Origin of the sequence: Phycicoccus sonneratiae, assembly GCF_016887965.1 — a bacterium.
GTDB classification, from domain to species: Bacteria; Actinomycetota; Actinomycetes; order Actinomycetales; family Dermatophilaceae; genus Phycicoccus; species Phycicoccus sonneratiae.
On the sequence record NZ_JAFDVD010000003.1, the window covers coordinates 342,753 to 360,683 of the forward strand.

The 17,931-nt window shown below is 74.8% G+C and carries 16 protein-coding genes; 8 read left to right on the forward strand and 8 right to left on the reverse strand.

Features of this window, described 5'->3' with window-relative positions; all coding sequences use genetic code 11:
• Positions 1–64: 64 nt before the first annotated feature.
• Complete coding sequence (locus tag JQN70_RS02390) at positions 65–949, reverse strand: SDR family oxidoreductase (RefSeq protein WP_204129699.1); 885 nt, start codon at positions 947–949, stop codon at positions 65–67.
• 84 nt (positions 950–1,033) lie between these two features.
• On the opposite strand from JQN70_RS02390, the gene JQN70_RS02395 reads away from it, so the two are divergent.
• Positions 1,034–1,591 (forward strand): TetR/AcrR family transcriptional regulator, encoded by a 558-nt coding sequence (locus tag JQN70_RS02395; protein ID WP_204129700.1) that lies wholly within the window; start codon positions 1,034–1,036, stop codon positions 1,589–1,591.
• 13 nt (positions 1,592–1,604) lie between these two features.
• On the opposite strand, the gene JQN70_RS02400 is transcribed toward JQN70_RS02395, so the two are convergent.
• Positions 1,605–3,098 carry a cryptochrome/photolyase family protein gene (locus tag JQN70_RS02400; protein ID WP_204129701.1) on the reverse strand — a complete coding sequence of 498 codons (1,494 nt, stop codon included), beginning with the start codon at positions 3,096–3,098 and terminating at the stop codon, positions 1,605–1,607.
• Positions 3,099–3,140: 42 nt separating this feature from the next.
• Between JQN70_RS02400 and JQN70_RS02405 the strand changes: the two genes are divergently transcribed.
• A complete protein-coding gene (locus tag JQN70_RS02405) occupies positions 3,141–3,539 on the forward strand; it encodes an SRPBCC family protein (RefSeq protein WP_204129702.1) in 399 nt (132 codons plus the stop codon).
• Positions 3,540–3,722: 183 nt separating this feature from the next.
• Positions 3,723–3,929, forward strand: a complete 207-nt coding sequence (locus tag JQN70_RS02410; RefSeq protein WP_166123762.1) for a cold-shock protein — start codon at positions 3,723–3,725, stop codon at positions 3,927–3,929.
• 80 nt (positions 3,930–4,009) lie between these two features.
• Here the strand turns inward: JQN70_RS02410 and JQN70_RS02415 are convergent, their stop codons facing one another.
• Positions 4,010–4,435: a PPOX class F420-dependent oxidoreductase gene (locus JQN70_RS02415; protein WP_204129703.1), complete on the reverse strand. Its 426-nt coding sequence runs from the start codon at positions 4,433–4,435 to the stop codon at positions 4,010–4,012.
• Positions 4,436–4,510: 75 nt separating this feature from the next.
• On the reverse strand, positions 4,511–9,784 hold the full coding sequence (locus tag JQN70_RS02420) for a peroxidase family protein (RefSeq protein ID WP_307835772.1): 5,274 nt from the start codon (positions 9,782–9,784) through the stop codon (positions 4,511–4,513).
• Positions 9,785–9,931: 147 nt separating this feature from the next.
• On the opposite strand from JQN70_RS02420, the gene JQN70_RS02425 reads away from it, so the two are divergent.
• The 3 genes from JQN70_RS02425 to JQN70_RS02435 are packed head-to-tail and all read left to right on the forward strand — an operon-like array spanning position 9,932 to position 12,242.
• Positions 9,932–10,699 (forward strand): LamB/YcsF family protein, encoded by a 768-nt coding sequence (locus JQN70_RS02425; RefSeq protein ID WP_204129705.1) that lies wholly within the window; start codon positions 9,932–9,934, stop codon positions 10,697–10,699.
• Complete coding sequence (locus tag JQN70_RS02430; protein ID WP_307835773.1) at positions 10,696–11,367, forward strand: 5-oxoprolinase subunit B family protein; 672 nt, start codon at positions 10,696–10,698, stop codon at positions 11,365–11,367. Before JQN70_RS02425 ends, JQN70_RS02430 begins: the two co-directional genes overlap by 4 nt.
• Positions 11,364–12,242, forward strand: a complete 879-nt coding sequence (locus tag JQN70_RS02435) for a 5-oxoprolinase subunit C family protein (RefSeq protein WP_204129706.1) — start codon at positions 11,364–11,366, stop codon at positions 12,240–12,242. The genes JQN70_RS02430 and JQN70_RS02435 overlap by 4 nt, the downstream gene beginning before the upstream one ends.
• A gap of 3 nt (positions 12,243–12,245) precedes the next feature.
• Here the strand turns inward: JQN70_RS02435 and JQN70_RS02440 are convergent, their stop codons facing one another.
• The 3 genes from JQN70_RS02440 to JQN70_RS02450 all read right to left on the reverse strand — a co-directional run bounded on the left by JQN70_RS02440 (position 12,246) and on the right by JQN70_RS02450 (position 14,194).
• A complete protein-coding gene (locus tag JQN70_RS02440) occupies positions 12,246–12,818 on the reverse strand; it encodes a maleylpyruvate isomerase family mycothiol-dependent enzyme (RefSeq protein WP_204129707.1) in 573 nt (190 codons plus the stop codon).
• A 2-nt stretch (positions 12,819–12,820) separates the two neighbouring features.
• The gene (locus tag JQN70_RS02445; RefSeq protein ID WP_204129708.1) at positions 12,821–13,855 is read right to left on the reverse strand and encodes a sigma-70 family RNA polymerase sigma factor; all 1,035 of its coding nucleotides are present in this window, start codon (positions 13,853–13,855) and stop codon (positions 12,821–12,823) included.
• 108 nt (positions 13,856–13,963) lie between these two features.
• On the reverse strand, positions 13,964–14,194 hold the full coding sequence (locus JQN70_RS02450) for a hypothetical protein (RefSeq protein ID WP_204129709.1): 231 nt from the start codon (positions 14,192–14,194) through the stop codon (positions 13,964–13,966).
• A gap of 122 nt (positions 14,195–14,316) precedes the next feature.
• On the opposite strand from JQN70_RS02450, the gene JQN70_RS02455 reads away from it, so the two are divergent.
• Positions 14,317–15,795: an MDR family MFS transporter gene (locus tag JQN70_RS02455; RefSeq protein ID WP_204129710.1), complete on the forward strand. Its 1,479-nt coding sequence runs from the start codon at positions 14,317–14,319 to the stop codon at positions 15,793–15,795.
• Between the two features lie 84 nt (positions 15,796–15,879).
• Complete coding sequence (locus tag JQN70_RS02460) at positions 15,880–16,374, forward strand: pyridoxamine 5'-phosphate oxidase family protein (protein WP_204129711.1); 495 nt, start codon at positions 15,880–15,882, stop codon at positions 16,372–16,374.
• 14 nt (positions 16,375–16,388) lie between these two features.
• Here the strand turns inward: JQN70_RS02460 and JQN70_RS02465 are convergent, their stop codons facing one another.
• Positions 16,389–17,879, reverse strand: coding sequence for an MFS transporter (locus tag JQN70_RS02465; protein ID WP_204129712.1), 1,491 nt, complete (start codon positions 17,877–17,879; stop codon positions 16,389–16,391).
• Positions 17,880–17,931: the final 52 nt, after the last annotated feature.

Here is a 17,931-nt window from a genome sequence, read left to right on the forward strand (position 1 = left end):
GTCAGGTCGGTTCCCTGCGGGGCAACTCCGACGGCGACCGGGCTGTTCCCGTCGCCACCGGGGGTCAGCGGTCGTAGTGCCCGGCGGAGATGTCCTCGAGGAGGGTCGGCTGCGTCGGCGCCCAGGACATCAGCGCGCGGGTCCGCTCGGCCGTCGTCGCGTGGTCGAGCGTCTGCATCATCCCGAAGAAGCCGAGCCGCTCGGGCTCGACGTCCCCGACGACCGGCAGGTCGAGCCGGGCGGCGAGGGCCTCGGCGATGTCCTTGACGGCGACGCCCTCGTCACCCACCGCGTGCAGCGCCGCACCGGCCGGGGCCGACTCCAGCGCGAGCCGGAAGAGGCGCGCGGCGTCGCGGACGTGCACCGCGCACCAGCGGTTCGTGCCGTCGCCGACGTACATCGCCGTGCCCGCCTCGCGGAACATCGAGGAAAGCTGGGCGACGAACCCGTGCGCGTCGCCCTCGCCGTGAACCGAGCGGGGCAGGCGCACGGCGGAGGGCCGGAAGCCGCGGGCGGCGCCGGCGAGGAGCCGCTGCTCGTTCTCGCCGCGGACCGCCACCGGCCCGACGGCCAGCGAGTCCTCCTCGGTGCTGGGGCGGCCCTGGCCCATCGGGGTGCCCGAGGCCGCGACGACGGGCTTCCCGGTGCCGTCGAGGCCAGCGACCATCGCGGCCACCGCCTCCCCCTCACGGGCACCGGCGGCCGCGAGGTCGCCCATGTCCTCGTGCGGGAAGGCGAGGTGGACGACGCCGTCGGCCCGGTCGGCCTGCTCGCGCAGGAGGTCGTGGTCGTCGAGGGTGCCGCGGACGACGGTGGCGCCGCGGCCCTCGACGACCGCCGCGGAGGCGTCGGAGCGGGCCAGCCCGGAGACGGTGTGGCCGGCGGCGAGCAGCTCGGGGACGACGGCGGAGGCGACCCATCCGGAGGCGCCGGTGACGAAGACGTGCATGGGGATCTCCTCAGTGATGACAGGTTGTGACATCAACGACCGTACACCACGATGTCAGAAACTGTCATCACCTATACTGGCCGCATGGGTCGCTGGGCACCGGACGCGCGGGGACGGCTGGAGCGTGCCGCGATGGTGCTCAGCGCCGAGCAGGGCTACGACGCCACGACCGTCGCGCAGATCGCCACGGCCGCCGGCGTCACCGAGCGGACCTTCTACCGGCACTTCCCCGACAAGTGCGACGCCTTCTTCCCCGACAACACCGGCCTGCTGGCCCTGCTCGTGGAGGCCGTGCGGGGCGCGCGGGCGGCCGGCGTCGGCGCCGCCCCGGCCGCGCTGGCGGCCGTGCACCGGCTCGCCGACATCGTCCTCGAGGAGCCGGAGCGCATCCTCCTCGGGGCCCGCGTCATCCCGTCGGTGCCCGTCCTCGCCGGACGCGACCTCTACCGGCAGGCGCAGATCGTCGACGCCGTGGCGGCCACGCTCACCGACGACGGCGTCGATGCCCTCGCCGCGCGGCTGGCTGCCGAGCAGGCGGTCGGGATCTGGCGGGTCGCCCTGCGGCAGTGGGCCGCTGCTCCCGACGAGCACTCGCTGACCGACGTCCTCGACGCCACCTCGTCCGCGCTGCGCGGCCCCTGACGGGCCCGGCCGGTCAGAGGCGACGGACGACCGTCCGGCTGCGCCGGAGCAGCTCCTCGCGGCGGTCCTCGTCCATCCCGTCCCAGGTCCGGGTGACCATCCGGGCCCGGACGTTGCCCTCGAAGACCTCGCGGTGGTGGTCGACGAAGCCCCAGTAGAGGGCGTCCCAGTCCTCGCGCCAGTCGCCCGGCCCGACGTCGGACATCTTCCGCAGGTAGTTGCTGCCGGAGACGTAGGGCTTGGTCGTGATGCCCGTGCCGGCGGCGAACTGCGACATCGCGTAGACGTTCGGCACCATGACCCAGTCGTAGGCGTCGACGAAGAAGGCCATGAACCACTCGTAGACCTCGGTGGGGTTGGTGCGCAGCAGGCACATCGCGTTGCCGAGCACCATGAGCCGCTCGATGTGGTGGGCGTAGCCGCGCTCGAGCACGCCCGAGACGACGTGGTCGACGGGGTCGAGGCCGGTGCTCGCGTCCCACCAGCCCGGCGCCAGGGACCGGGTGTGCCGCAAGTGGTTCGAGGTGCGCATCCGCCGGCCGTAGAGGTGGTAGGTCGCGCGCATGTACTCGCGCCAGCCGATGAGCTGGCGGACGAACCCCTCGAGCGACGGCAGGTCGACGCCCTGCTCGTCGGCGCCCTCGAGGACCGCCCGGAGCACCTCGCGCGGGTCGAGCAGCCCGCAGTTGAGGGCCGGGGTGATGGCCGCGTGGAAGACGAACGGGTGCTGCGTCGAGACGGCGTCCTCGTACGGGCCGAACTGCGCCAGCCGCTCGGCGACGAACTCGCGCAACCCCTCCCGGGCCTGTTCGTGCGTCACCGGCCAGTCGAAGGTGTCCGCGCGCCCCGGCGCGTCGGGGAACTCCTCGCCGACCCAGGCGATGGCCTCCTCGACCTCGGGGCACCGCTCCGGCGAGCCGCGGTCGGGCACCTCGTGGCCCTTCGGCAGCTTCTTGCGGTTCTCGGTGTCGAAGGACCAGCGCCCACCGACCGGCCGGTCGTGTGCCGGGCCCTCGACGAGGACGTCGAACCGCTGCCGCTGCCACTGGTAGAAGGTCTGCATCCGGGCGCGGTGGCCCCCGAACCACTCGGTCAGCTCGGGCCGGGTCGTGAGGAAGTTCGGGCTCTCCTCGACGTCCTCGGGCGCCAGGTCGACCTTCGCCTCGCCGAACGCCCCGCGCACGTCCCGCAGCAGCCAGTCGTCGACGACGTCGTGGAGGCGCACCTCGTCCGGCCGCGCGTCGGCGAGGTGCTCCGCGAGGCGCGTCCTCGTCTTCCGGCGTGCCGAGGTCTCGATGACGTCGACGTCGAAATCCTTCTCGCGCAACCGGTCCGCGAAGAGACGCATCGACGCCCGGTGCAGGACGAGCTTCTGGGCGTGGAACGGCTGCTGGCGGAACAGCAGGTCGTCCTCGACGAGCACGAAGCGCGTTCCCGAGGGCTCGTCGAGCAGCGACTCGAACAGCTGGTGCGGGAAGACCACCCTCAGCCGCCGACTCCGTGCCATCCCCCGACCCTAGGCGCGCGGGCCGTGGACGATGATGGGCGCGTGCCATCCTTCGACGGCTCGATCCGCCTCTCGGCCACCGGGCCCCTGCCGGCCGAGCACGCGTGGGCGCGGTTCACCGAGCCCCGGCGCTGGCCCTCGTGGTCGCCGCAGGTCCGCGAGGTCGACTACCCGCACCCGGTCGTCGAGGCCGGCACGGGCGGACGGGTCACCGGTCTTGCCGGGGTCGTCGCCGTCTTCCGGGTCGACGCGGTCGACCACGCGGCGCGCACCTGGTCGTGGAGCGTGCGCTCGGGCCCGGTACGGGTGCGCCTCGACCACGGCGTCGACGTGGCCGGCGAGGGCAGCACCGCCTGGGTCGTCGTCCACGGGCTGTGGCCGGTGGCGCTCGCCTACGCCCCGTTCGCGCGGCTGGCGCTGGGGCGCCTCGTGTCGGCCTGACCCTCCGTGCGGCCGGGGCGGCCGACGCCGGGTAGCATCGTGCCCGTTAGTGAGCTGTCCGTTGTGAAGTGGTTGAACGGTCCCGCCGGGGTCGAGCAGTTTCTGAGCAGAGGTACACCAAGGCATCACCGACGCCGGGCCCGCCGAGAGGCGGTGGGTCCTCGCTCAGAGAAAGGCCTCCCCATGGCTACTGGCACCGTGAAGTGGTTCAACGCCGAGAAGGGCTTCGGCTTCATCGCCCCCGACGACGGCTCCGCCGACGTCTTCGCCCACTACTCGGCGATCAACTCCAGCGGGTACCGCTCGCTCGACGAGAACGCCAAGGTCGAGTACGAGACCACGCAGGGCCAGAAGGGCCCGCAGGCGGCGAACATCACCGTCATCGGCTGACCAGCCGTACCCCGCGCCGCGAGGCGCACCCACGACCGCCGTCCGGCCCCGCCGGGCGGCGTTCGTGCGTCCGGGGGCCGTCAGGCCACGGGCTCCCGGTCGACCGTGAGGACGATGCCCGCCCGCGGCTGCCGACGGATCCCCACGGTGCTGGTGACCTTGTCGACGAGGTCCGAGAGGCGCGCCGGCAGACCGTACTTGGCGACGACGGCCGCGCGGACGCCGGCGACCTCCGCGGGCGACCGGACCACGACGCCCTCGCCTCGGTAGGTCGGGGCGTCGTCGGCCACCCGGCCCCGCATGTCGCACGGGCGCAGCTCGACACGGCGGGTGTGGTTCAGCCGCTTCACCTTGCCGGTGGCGTCGACGGTGATGACGACGAGGTGGTCGCTGCCGTCGACGGCGGGCGCGACCCACACCGGGCTCGACACCGGCACGCCGGTGCGGCGGAAGGTCGTCAGGGAGGCGTACTTGGCGGTGGCGAGGGGGTGCTCGGTGGCGCTCACCCCTTCAGGGTAGGTCCGCCGGCGCCCCGGGGCGGGGTAGCAGGCCGCAGGGTCCCGGGACGCCGACGGACGGTCTCAGCGTGGGGCGACCGGCGTCGAGCGCTGTGACGCCGGTCCCTCCCCGTTCGCGTTGAGGGCGACCACCTCGAAGCGGTACGAGCCCGCCGGCAGGGTGAACGATCGGGTCCGGACGGCGGCACCCACGACCACGGTCGTCGGCGCCCCGACGGGAGTCACGCCGTCGGTGTCCATCCGCAGCGCGGTGACCCGGTACCCGGTGATCGGCGACCCGCCGGTCGAGGACGGGGCCGACCAGCTCGCGACGGCGGTCAGCGCACCGCCGGCCGGGCCCTGGGCCGGAGCGAGCATCGTCGGCGCCCCGGGCACCCCGACGGGGACGACGGTGTTCGACGCCGCGGAGAGGGTGCTGGTCCCCAGGGCGTTGACGGCCTGGAGCCGGAACGAGTACCCCGTCCCGACCGTCAGCCCGGTCACCGTGGTGTTCGTCGGCGCCCCGGACAGCGAGCGGGTCTCGACGACCGTCGTGCCGGTGCGCACCTGCAGCTGGTAGCCGGTGAGCGGCAGGCCCCCGGTGTCCCCCGGGGTCCACGCGAGCACCGCCGACCCGTTCCCACGGACCGCGACGAGGGCGGTCGGCGGCAGCGGCGGACCGACCACCGTCACGGCGCCCGAGGTCCTCTCCGCACCGTCCCCGAAGAGGTTCACGGCGAGGACGGCGAAGGTGTAGGACCGTCCCGCGACGAGCCCGGTGACCACCCGCGCGCGGATGCCCGTGCCGATGCCGGTGACCCGGCCGACCTCGGCGCCGTCGGCCCGCACGACGAGCGTGTAGCTCGTGTACGACGCACCCGTGCCGGCGGGCGGGGCGGTCCACGACACGGTCGCGTTGCGGCTGGTGCCGGCGGTGGCGGTGACCGTGGCCGGTGCCGCCGGGGTGCGGACGAGGACGCGCTGGTCGCTGAACTGCAGGGCCTCGATGTTGCGCAGGCGGTCCGTGCCGTCACCGCGGGTGGCCCCGCCGACCGCCGGGGGCCCGCTCGTCGTGTCGCGCACGCCGAGGCTGCCGTCGGCGTTCGGCGTGATGACGTACTGGCTCCTCGGGCCGACGTAGGTCGCGACGTCGCAGTTGAGCGGCACTGCGGTGCCGCAGTCGGCGACCGGCGTCGCCGGGGTCGTGATCCGGCGCACGACCACGACGTGCCCCGGGTCGACGAGGCCCCGGAAGACCGCCGCCTGCAGGGTCATCCCCGCGGTCCCGGGCCCGAAGGACCCGGTGCGGGCGGCGTTCTCGAGGAGGTCGGTCGTCCCGAGCTCGGTGGCGGGGTCGGCCGGGTCGGTGCGGACGCTGAGGGCCACCCGCAGCTCCTTGTCGCCGTCGATGACGTCGTCGCCGGCACGACCGGTGACGGTGTCGCTGCCGCCGCCGCCCAGCAGCACGTCGCCCTCGCCCCACACCCGGCCGGTGAGGGGGCAGCGGCCGCTCGCCGAGAGCGCGGCCGTCTCCTCGGCGGTGCCGACCCAGGTCGCCACCGGAGGGAGGACCGCGGCGAGCCCCTCGATCCGCGCGAGACCGTCCTCGTCGACCGCGTCGCAGCCGGAGAAGCCACCACCGCCGACGAGGCGCGGGAAGGCCAGGGCGTTGCTCGTGCCCTTGATCCGGTCGTTGAGCGGGCCGCCCGAGACCGCCTCGGTCTCGGCCCACCGGTCCCGGTTGGTCACCACCTGGATGGGCAGGCCGCCGAGGTTGTTGTTGATCATCAGGTCGTCGTCGGCGGCGACGGTGTCGTACTGGTGGATGGCCCAGTCGAAGCCTGCCGCACCGGCGTTGCGGTCGATCGTGGCGTTCTGGGCCATGACGTCGTCACCACCCTCGGCGTCGTAGTCGTTCTCCCCGACCTGGCCGACGAAGACGTCGTTGCCGGGGGCCGTCTCGGCCGGGTCGTCGAAGAACGGGGCCCCGTGGTCGCCCTGGAGGAGGTCCTGGCCGGTGCCGCCCTGGATCCAGTCGTCACCGCCGCCGCCGAAGACGACGTCGGCGCCCTGGCCGGCGATGACGAGGTCGTCGCCGGGGCCGGCGAAGACCTCGTTGTCGTTCGCGCCGCCGTTGAGGAGGTCGTTGCCGTCGTTCCCGTGGACGATGTCGTTGCCCGGCCCGGCGTCGATCGCGTCGTCGCCCGGCCCGCCCTTCGGCACGTCGGCGCCGTCGAGGTCGGTGATGCGGTCGTCGCCGGGACCGCCGAGGACCACGTCGTCACCGCCGCCGCCCTCGACGACGTCGTCGCCCGCGCCGCCCCACACGGTGTCGTCGTCGACGCCGCCCGCGACCCGGTCGGTACCGGCGGTGCCGTCGTACACGGCCTGGCCGTTGAGGCCGGGCGGGTCGACGGTGTTCGTCGCGCGGTACTGGATGGTGCCGTCCGGGCGGCGCAGGAGGAGCCTGCCCTCGTCGCAGTCCGAGGTCGGGTCGTCGGCGACCGTGGCCCCGCTCGCCGCCCAGCCGGCCGGGGTGCCCTCGAGGTTCGCCAGGTCGAACTTGCAGTCGGCTCGCGCGAAGGCGTCGGCCTTGAGCGTCCGGGTACCGGAGGTGTTGCGCATGATGATCTCGGAGAAGGAGTTCCCCTCGAGCTGGGTGCGCAGGTTCATGCCCGGCGTGCGGGCCAGGTAGTAGAGGCGGTCGTGGTCCTGGAGGTCCTCCATCTGACGCTGGAAGACGTGGTTGAACGTGCTGCCGAGCATGCCGCCGCCCAGGTTCGTCGCCTCGGCGAGCCCGCCGACCCACAGGTCGACGTCGTCGACGCCGGTGGTCGTCACGCCTCCCGACGTGCCGGCCCAGTCGCCGGTGCCGTACATGAAGTCGGCGGCGTCGGCCGGGGCGGTGTCCGAGGGACGCGGGTCGACGATCGCCCGCGCGGCGCCACGGCGGGCCGCGGTGGTCGTCGCGGACACCACCGACGGGTGGCGGCCGTAGGCGGCCACGAGGTTGACGAGGGTCTCGGGGTGCTTGAGGTGCTGGCCGAGGTCGCTCCAGCTCTCGTACGGGGTCAGCGCCGCGTCGTGGGTCCGCGCGAAGAGCTGGCGGCGCACCTCGTTGAGTGGCGGCACGCCGGCGTCCCGCGCCCGGGCGATGTTGAGGGTCGCGAGGTCCAGCGGCAGGCCGAGGAGGTTGTTGCGCAGCGTCTCGGTGACGAACTCGTCGATCTCGTTGCCGGTCTGGTCCGAGGACCCCATGACGACCGCCCCGGCGCCTTCGGCCGCCGTGAGCGTCCCGGCCGGGCCCCCGTCGTAGAGGGTCGGCGGCGACAGGAAGGCGTCGAGGAGCGGCAGCGAGGCGTCGGTGCGCGTGCCGTCGGGCGCGACGACGTGCCGCGAGACCGTCTCGTCGAGCATCGAGTGCCCGAAGCGGTAGACGGCGTGCGCGAACTCGGCGGTGACGGCCGGGTCGACGTCCGGTGAGTAGACGTGGAAGGGGCGGATGGCCGGCTGCACCTTGCGGCCGAACTCCTCGAAGACGAGGTGCTGGTACTCCATCTCGGCGATGAAACGGGCGGCCTGGAAGAGGCGCTGGCCGTAGGTCCACGACCCCGTGCCTCCCGCCCCGGCGACGCCCACCGCCTGCCACTGCGCGAGGGCGGCCCGGCCGGCGGTGCTGGTGTCCTCCTCGAGCGAGGTGCGGATCTCGTCGACGAGCCGGTTGTGCTCGGAGTGGAAGACCTGGTGCACCGCGGTGAGCGCGATGTTCTCGTTGCACCGCCCGTCGCCGCAGGCGGCGTGCGACGCGAGCAGCTCGTCGTCGTACGTGCCCGCGGCGAGGGGGCCGGTGGTCACGACGGCGTCCGCGTCGGGCGTCGGCCAGGTGTCCGGCGCGCCGTCGTGGTCCGTGTCGACCGGCGAGGGGTCCGCGGCGTGCGCGATGTCCGTGAGGAACGGGGTGTCGAAGTGCGCGACGTCGGCCGGGACCGGCACCGGGTTCGTGGTGTCGCCCTCGACGAGACCGCCCGCGGTGACGTACTGCGGGAGGCCGCGCGCCGGCCCCGGGAGGTAGTTGCCGTAGGGGTCGACGGCGAGCATCGGGACGTCGAGGGCGTCCTTGTCGGTCAGCGCGAGGCCGAGCAGCTCGCGGGACTGGCGCCTGACCGCGGCCCACGACGACTCGCCGCCGGTCATGTCGGGCGAGCCGGCGTAGGTGGCCCCGGCGGGCAGGCCGTCGAGGAGGCGACCGGTCGCGACCGCCGCGGGCCGGGTCGCCCCGACCGGGCCGGTGGCCGGGCCGTACTCGCGGAGGAAGACCTGGTGCGACGCGTGCGAGGTGTAGGTCTGGCTCTGGTCGATCCACGGGGTGTCGGTGTTCGCCGCCTCCCGGACGTCGTCGGACGTGCCGAGGACGCCGTCCGGGCCCTTCTGGTTGCGGGCGCGGGTCAGCACCATGAAGCGTCGCGAGGGCGGCACCTCGTCCCCCGTGCCGGCCCGTCCGTCCGGCCCGACGGTGACGAGCGGGTCGTCGGCCCTCAGCGGGACGAACACCGAGGCGCCGCCCTTGACGGTCTGGTCGATGCCGTGGTCGAAGAACTGGCCGAAGAACGTGAAGAGGCTGTTGTACGGCGGCGAGAGGCCGACGTCGGTCGTGATGTTCGGGATGAACAGCGTCTGGTGGCTCGGGGTGCAGCCCGGCGGGTCGGCGACGACGGGCGGGTCCGTCGAGGGGTCGGGGTCGGTGGTGCACGGGACCGCCGACGCGCTCTGGCCCTGCGAGCGCACCGGGTGACCGGCCGCGGCGACGGCCGCCGGGTTGGTCATCGTCTGGTCGGCGACGAGGTTGCTGACGACCCGCGGCTCGGCGTCGACGACGGCGCCCGTCCGCTGGCTGTAGCTCGTCGGGCCCGGGGCGCCGACGGGCAGGCTCGGGGTGATCGGGTCGGCGTCGCGGAAGACGGGGGTCGTGAGGCGCGGGAACAGCTCGTCGGCCGAGGCGACCCGGAAGGTGGCCGCGCTCTTGAGGTTGTTGCACGAGCCGTCGACCGTGCGCAGGCCGTACGCGGTGAGGATGTCGGGAACCTGCTCGACGTCCGGGATGCCGTCGCCGGGCCGGTTGAGCAGCGTGCCGCACGGGTCGGCCGGCGTGAGGGTCGTGGTGTGCCGCTCGGCGATCCTGACCTGCTTGAGGATGAACGCCAGGTCGCCCCGGGTCACCGTGAACCCGGCCCCGACGGTCGCCCCGCTCGAGGCGGCCTGGGCCGGTGGCGTGCCGACCCCGAGCGTCACCGCGGCGACCACCACGGCGAGCGCGCGCCGGGGCAGGTCCGAGCGCCCCCGGCCCCCTCGTGCCGGCACTCCTCGCCCCTGCCCCACGGCGTCACGCATCATCACGACCTGCCTCCCCGACGCCCCTGCTGCGTCGTCCCGGCAGGGTGACCCGTGGGCCTTGGGGATCCGTTGGGGTCGGTCCCGACCCCGGCGGACACCGGTAGCGTCGGGGCCGTGGCCCTCGTCATCGACCTCAACGCCGACCTCGGCGAGTCGTTCGGCGCGTGGGTGCTCGGCGACGACGACGCGATGCTCCGGGTCGTGACGAGCGCCAACGTCGCGTGCGGGTTCCACGCCGGTGACCCGACGACGCTGCGGCGCACCGTGGCCCGCGCGGCGGCGGGGGGAGTGGCGGTCGGCGCCCAGGTCGGGTACCGGGACCTCGCCGGCTTCGGGCGGCGCCGGATGGACGTCGCCCCCGACGACCTCACGGCCGACGTGCTCTACCAGCTCGGCGCGCTCGAGGCGATGTGCCGCGTCGCCGGCACCCGGGTCCGCTACCTCAAGCCGCACGGCGCCCTGTACAACACCGCCGTCACCGACGAGGGGCAGGCGCGGGCCGTCGTCGAGGCCGTCCTCGCCTACGACCCCGCCCTGCCGGTCATCGGCCTCCCCGGGTCGGCCCTGCTGCGGATCGCCGCCGCCGAGGGCCTCGGGACCGTCGCCGAGGCCTTCGCCGACCGCGGTTACGACGCCCACGGGCACCTCGTGCCGCGGTCGCAGCCGGGGGCGCTCGTCACCGACCCCGAGGTCGTCGCCGAGCGGGTGGTGCGGATGGTCCGCGACGGGGTGGTGACGGCCGTCGACGGCTCCGAGGTGGCCGTCGCGCCCCGGTCGGTCTGCGTGCACGGGGACACCCCGGGCGCGGTCGCCGTCGCCACCGCCGTCCGCGAGGCCCTGCGCGGGGCCGGGGCGGCCGTCCACGCCTTCACCCACCGGTGAGCGGCGGGCTGCCCGTCGAGGTGCTGCCGATGGGCGGGCACGCGGTGCTCGTCGAGGTCGCGGACCTCGCGGCCGTCCTCGTGCTCGAGGCCGCGCTGCGCCCGCGCGTGCTCACCGGCGAGGGCGTCTGGGCGCGGGTCACCGACGTCGTCCCGGCGGCCCGGACCGTCCTGCTGACGACCGACGGGTCCGACCCCGCAGACCCCGCCGCCCTCGGGGAGGCCGTGCGGGGCGTGGCCGCCTCGCTCGACGGGTCGGCGCCGCCGCCGAGCGAGGGCGAGGTCGTCACCGTGCCGGTGCGCTACGACGGGGAGGACCTCGACGAGGTGGCCGACCGCACCGGCCTCTCCGTGGCCGAGGTCGTCGCCGCGCACACCGGCACCGGGTGGCGCGTGGCCTTCGGGGGTTTCGCGCCGGGGTTCGCCTACCTCGTCGGCGGTGACCCCCGGCTGCGCGTGCCCCGGCGGTCCTCCCCGCGGGCGTCGGTGCCCGCGGGGTCGGTCGGGCTGGCCGGCGAGTTCTCCGGCGTCTACCCGCGCTCGTCCCCGGGCGGCTGGCAGCTGCTCGGCCGCACCGACGTCGTGCTCTGGGACGAGCGGCGCGACCCGCCGGCGCTCCTGCGTCCGGGATCCGTCGTCCGCTTCGTCGACGCCGGGGGGTCGGGGTGAGCCCGGCGCTCGAGGTGGTCCGCACCGGTCCGCTCGCGCTGCTCGAGGATGCGGGGCGCCCCGGCTGGGCATCGGTCGGGGTGGGCCGCTCGGGCGCCGCCGACCGGTCCGCCTACCGCCTGGCCTGCCGGCTCGTGGGCCACGACGACCACCCGGCGGTGCTCGAGGTGCTGCTCGGCGGGCTCGTCGTCCGGGCGCGGGGCGCGCTGACCGTCGCACTCGCCGGGGCGCCGGCACCGGCCCGCGTCGACGGCCGGGCGGTCGCGCACCGGGGGGTGGTCCACCTGCCCGACGGGGCCGAGCTCTCCCTCGGCACCCCGGCGTCCGGCCTGCGCACCTACCTCGCCGTGCGCGGTGGCCTCGCGGTCGAGCCGGTGCTCGGGTCGCGCTCGACGGACACCCTGTCCGGGGTCGGCCCACCGCCGGTGGCCCCCGGCGACGTCCTCCCCGTCGGCCCGGCGCCGCGCGCGTTCCCGGTCGTCGACGCCGCCCCGCCGTCCGCACCGGAGGCCGGGCCGGCCGTCCTCGACCTCCTGCCCGGCCCGCGCGCCGCGTGGGTCGGCGGGACCGACGTCCTGACCGGGCCCGGCTGGACGGTGGGCGCCGACAGCGACCGGGTCGGCGTGCGGCTCGCGCCGGTCGACGGGCCGGCGGTCGAGCGCGCCGAGGCCTTCCGCGACGCCGAGCTGCCGAGCGAGGGGATGGTCCGCGGCGCGGTGCAGCTGCCGCCCGGTGGCGAGCCCGTCGTCGTGCTCGCCGACCACCCGGTGACCGGCGGCTACCCCGTCGTCGCGGTGCTCACCGAGGGGTCCGCCGACCGCGCCGCCCAGCTCCGGCCCGGCGAGCGGGTGCGCCTGCGCGCCGCCCGCCCCTGACGCTCACGACCGGCCGAGGTGGGCGAGCAGCAGCGACGCGGGGCCGGTTCCGGACGGGCGCACGGGCGGGGCGAAGCGCCTCCCCCGGCCGTGGACCGGCACCCGGCGCACCGCGACCGGCAGGAGGGCCGCGGCGAGGAGCGGGGGGAACGGCGCCTCGAGCCCCCGGGCCCGGGCGACGTCCCAGCCGTGCACGGCGATCTCGAGGGCACCGACCTCGACGGCGACGTCGGCGTCGAGCAGCGAGCTGCCGACCGCCACCTCCTGCGGCCGGTCCTCGCGCAGCCAGCCGTCGAGCAGGGCGCAGCCGAGGAGGCGCAGGTGCTCGGCGAGCACCTCCGGGCGCCGCGACGTCGGCGGCGGCCCGGCGAGCGCGACCCGGCCGAGCGAGAGCTCGGTGACCACCTCGAGGGAGTCGACCATGTGGACGAGCAGGTCGGCGAGCGTCCACCCCGCGCAGGGGGTCGGTCGCCCCGCCTCGGACCCGGCGACCCCGGCGAGGGCACCGCGGGTCCAGGCGAGGGACCGCTCCAGCAGCTCGAGGTCGACCCCGGGACGAGTGTCCGCGGGACCCACGCTCACTCCCCCGGTCGGGCGGGGACGTCGTCGGCGGTGAGGCGGGCCGGGAGGCCGGCCAGCGCGAAGTACTCGGGGTCGAAGAAGACGACGGCGTGCTTGACGTGGTCGCCGTCGAGCTCGAGGACCTGGAGCTGGAAGGGCGTGAAGACGTCGGCGCCGTCCTCGCCCTCCTCGCGCATGTAGAGGCCGAAGGCGGGCTGGCCGTTGCACGTCGTCGGGACCATCGGCATGTCGTACGAGCCGCCGGGGCACTGGGTGTCGACGAGCTCGGCGATCGTGCGCGGCCCCTGGTACCAGCCGGCGAACGGCGGCATCTCCCAGACGGCGTCCTCGGTGAAGAGCTTGGTGATGGCGTCGACGTCCTTGCGCCAGAACGCATCGACGTACCGGTCGAGCAGGGCCCGCTGCTCGTCGCTCAGGTCGGAGCCGGAGGCACCGTCCGGCGTCGGCGCGACCTGCTCGATGGTGGCCCGCGCCCGCTGCAGCGCGCTGTTGACCGACGCGACCGACGCGCCGGTGGCCTCGGCGACCTCGGCGGCGCTCCAGCGGAGGACGTCGCGCAGGACGAGGACGGCCCGCTGGCGGGCCGGCAGGTGCTGCAGGGCGGCGACGAAGGCCAGCCGCAGGGTGTCGCGCTCGGCGACGACGTCGGCGGGGTCGGCGGTGCCGAGCAGCGCGGCGTCGGGCATCGGCCCGAGCCACGGCACCTCGGTGCGCTCGTCGAGCGGGTCGCCGCCTTCGGAGGAGGCGGTGCCGAGCCCGGACGGCAGCGGCCGGCGGTCCTTGCCCTCGAGCGCGGTGAGGCAGACGTTGTGGGCGATGCGGTGCAGCCAGGTGCGCAGCGAGGAGCGCCCCTCGAAGGAGCCGTACGCGCGCCAGGCCCGCAGGTAGACCTCCTGGACGAGGTCCTCGGCCTCGGAGGGCGACCCGGTCATCCGGTAGCAGTGGGCGAGCAGCTCGCGACGGTAGCGCGCGACGGCGTCGTCGAAGTCCTGGTCGGGCACGGCCTGCGCGCCCGCGTGCGTGGACGTCATCGGGGTCCTCCTCCCGGCACCCTCGTGGTGCCTCACCCGTACGGACCGGCTGCGATGCCGGAAATCATCGCCGAGCGACGAAGAGGTCCACCGTACCGTCGGGTCCCCTCAGCGGCGGAGGTCGCGCCGTCGGGTGCTGACCCGGACCATGACGATCCCGAGGAGCACGGACAGTCCCCCGGACGCGGCGGCCAGCCCCCGGTGCCACTGCTCCGGCGCGTCGAACAGCGACGGCAGCGTGAGGACCAGCGTGGCCGCGGACAGCGCGAAGGCGGCCGGGACGAGCCAGGCGAGTCGACCACGGCGAGGCGTCAGGTCGGCCTCCACATCGTCTCCCATCGCCATCGTGCGGGTCCTCCCGCGCCACCCTCGTGGCGCCTCACCCCCACCGTCCCGGACCGGCGGCGAAAATGATCGCGCGCCGACGATGAGTTCCACCGTACCGTCGGGTCGATCCCACCATGACGACCACCGACACCACCACCGCGCCCTCCACCGGGCCCGCCGCCCCCGAGGCGCCGGGCTCCTACCCCGTCCTGCGCTGGCTGGTGCTGGCGACCTTCACCGTCATCCTCAACGAGACGGTCATGGTCAACGCGATCCCGCGCCTCATGGCCGAGTTCGACGTCACCGCCCGTGCGGCACAGTGGCTCTCGACGGCCTTCATGCTGACGATGGCCGTCGTCATCCCGGTCACCGGCTGGTTCCTCCAGCGGGTGACGACGCGGGCGGCCTTCACCGTGGCGATGTCCGTGTTCGGTGCCGGCACCCTCGTCTGCGCGCTGGCGCCGACCTTCCCCGTCCTCGTCGGCGGGCGGGTCGTCCAGGCCGCCGGCACCGCCGTGATGATGCCGCTGCTCATGACGACGTTGATGACCGTCGTCCACGAGCGCGACCGCGGCCGGGTCATGGGCAACGTCACGCTCGCCATCTCCGTGGCGCCGGCGCTCGGTCCGGCCCTGTCCGGCGTCGTGCTCGCCGCGGCCGGCTGGCGCTGGCTGTTCGGCCTCGTCCTCCCGGTGGCCGCCGTCGTCACCGCGCTCGGCCTGCGCCGGCTCGAGAACGTCGGCGAGCCCCGCACGGGGACCGTCGACTGGGCGAGCGTCGTGCTGTCCGCCCTCGGCTTCGGCGGGCTCGTCTACGGCCTGAGCCGGATCGGCGAGGAGCACCCCGGTGCCGTCCCCGCGCTCGGCTGGGTGCTCGGCGGTGTGGCCGTCGTCGTGGCTTTCGTCCTGCGCCAGCGCTCGCTCACCCGCCGGTCCGAGCCGCTGCTCGACCTGCGGGCCCTGACCCACCGGGTGTTCTCGGTGTCGCTGGCCATGCAGTCGGTCGCCTTCCTCACGATGCTCGGCGCGATGATCCTCCTGCCGCTCTACCTCCAGGACCTGCGCGGGCTCACCCCGCTCCAGACCGGCCTGCTCGTCGCGCCGGGTGGTCTCGCGATGGGCCTGCTCGGACCGGTCGTCGGCCGGGTCTTCGACCGCGTCGGCGCCCGTCCGCTCGTCGTGCCCGGGTCGGTCGGGGTGCTCGTGTCGCTCGCGACGCTCGCCTTCATCGACGAGGTGACGCCGTACGCGCTGATCCTCGGGGTGCAGGTGCTCCTCATGGTCAGCCTCGCGGCGCTCTTCACCCCTGCCTTCACGCTCGGCCTCGGCGCCCTGCCGCCGCACCTGTACCCGCACGGCAGCTCGCTCCTCGGCACGGTGCAGCAGGTGGCCGCGGCGGTCGGCACCGCCCTCACGGTGACCGTCCTCTCGTGGCGCTCGGCGCAGCTCGCGGCCGACGGGGCCGGGGAGGCGGCCGCGTACGCCGGCGGCGTCCGGGCGGCCTTCGGGGTCGCGGCGGTGCTGGCCGTCGGGGTGGTCGTCCTCGCGGCGATGCTGCCGAACCGCCTGCCGCAGAACGCCGACGGCGAGGCTCCGGCCCCCGTCGCCCACTGAGGCGGGGGTTGCCCGGTCGGCCGACGGGGTAGGCCTCCGGGACGAGGCGCGCCGGCCGGGTGCGCCGCGACGAGCGGAGTGACCATGGCACAGGACCAGGACGACCGGGCCACGGTGGTCGAGCTCGTGGGACGCGCCCAGTCGGCGATGCTCACGACGATGACCTCCGGCGGCGACCACGTCAGCAGGCCGATGGCCGTGCAGGAGACCGAGTTCGACGGAGACCTGTGGTTCTTCGTCGACGAGGCCTCGGACAAGGTGGCGCAGATCCGGGCGAACCCCAGCGTCAACGTGTCCTTCTCGAACGACCGCAAGAGCGAGTGGACGTCCATCAGCGGGACGGCCGAGGTGGTCCACGACCGGGCCAAGGCCGAGGAGCTGTGGGCCAAGCCGCTCGAGACCTGGTTCCCGGACGGGCTGGAGACTCCCGGCCTGGCCCTGGTCAAGGTCCACGGCGACACCGCCGAGTACTGGGACGCCGCCACGAGCCGGGTCAAGCAGGCCCTGGGCATGGTCCGGGCGATCCGGCGCGACGACCCCGACGAGTTCCCCGCCGACAACCGCACCGTCGAGCTCTGAGGCCGCGGCCGAGGTCAGGCGGCGGCCCGCTCGGCCGCCGCCTCGGCCTCGGCGCCGTGCTCGTCGGTGCTCCGCGAGTCGGTGAGGGTCGAGGCCCCCCACGTCGCGACGACCCCGACGACGACGGCGAGCACGAGGTAGGTGACCCGCTCACCCCGGAAGAACGAGGCGACGAGGTCGGCGCCCCACGTCCCGGCCGGGAGGACCGTCGTCACGAGCAGCGCGACGAGGGTGCCGACGACGGCGGTCCCGATGCTCGACCCGACCTCCTGGGCCGTGTCGTTGAGCGCGGTGCCGAGCGACGTGCGGTTGGCCGGCATCGCGTCGACGAGGGCCACGGCGCAGGTCGTCATCACCGTGCGCAGGCCGAGCGTGAGCACGACCATCGAGGCGGCGATCGCGAGGTAGCCGTGCGAGACGCCCCACGCCATCCCGAGCAGGGAGACGGTGAGGAGCCCGGCTCCGACGAGGCAGGCGACCCGGTGGCCGAAGCGCCGGACGAGCCACTCGGACACCGGCGACGCGAGCAGCATCGTCACGATCATCGGCAGGTTGGCCAGGCCGGCCCGCACCGGGCTCCACCCGTACGCGTACTGGAAGTGCAGGATCAGCCCGAACATCACGCCGGCCATCGCGATCGAGGTCCCGACCTGCGCCAGCGTGGCGCCGCGAACCGTGCCAGTACGGAACAGGGCCAGGTCGAGCATCGGTGCGGAGGTCCGGCGCTCGTGCCGGACGAAGGCGAGCACCGCGAGCACGGCGCCCACGACGGACGCGACGGTGAGCGGTGCGAGCCACCCGTGCTCGACCCCGCTCGTCAGCGACCAGCAACCGAGGCCGATCGCGGCGGTGCTCAGCACGGCGCCCGGCAGGTCGAGGGCGTCGTCGGTGAGGTCCTCGGGGCGGTCGGCGGGGACGCCCAGCCGGACGCCGACCCACGCGAGCAGCGCGATCGGCGCGTTGACGAGGAGCAGCCACTCCCAGCGGACGTGGGCGAGCGCGGTGCCCCCGAGCAGCGGGCCGAGGACGAACCCGGACATGCCGACGACGATCATCACCGTCATCGCGCGCATCCGGAGCTCCTGGCCGTCGAAGAGCCGGAAGACGAGGGAGTTCGTGATCGGGGCCATCGCCGCGGCGGCGACGCCGAGGGCCGCACGCACGAGGACGAGCTCGCCGGTCGTCGAGACCGCGGCCACGGTCAGGCTGACGAGGCCGAAGACGGCCAGCCCGACGAGCAGCACGCGGCGCCGGCCGAGCCGGTCGGCCATCGACCCGGCGGTGAGCAGCAGGCCGCCGAAGGTCAGCGAGTAGGCCCCGGTGACCCACTGGAGCGCGGTCGTGCCGCTGCCGAGGTCGCGGCCGATGGTCGGCAGCGCGATCGTCAGGAGGGTGTTGTCGACCATCTCGACGAAGAAGGCGAGGCAGAGCGCGGCGAGGGGGATCCACGCGGCGCGGAGCGAGGGGTAGGTGCGGGATGAGGGCGTGGTGGCGGTGGTCGTCATGGCCCCTCCTCTCGATCGAACGACGTTCGGTTCTCGAACACAGTTCGATACG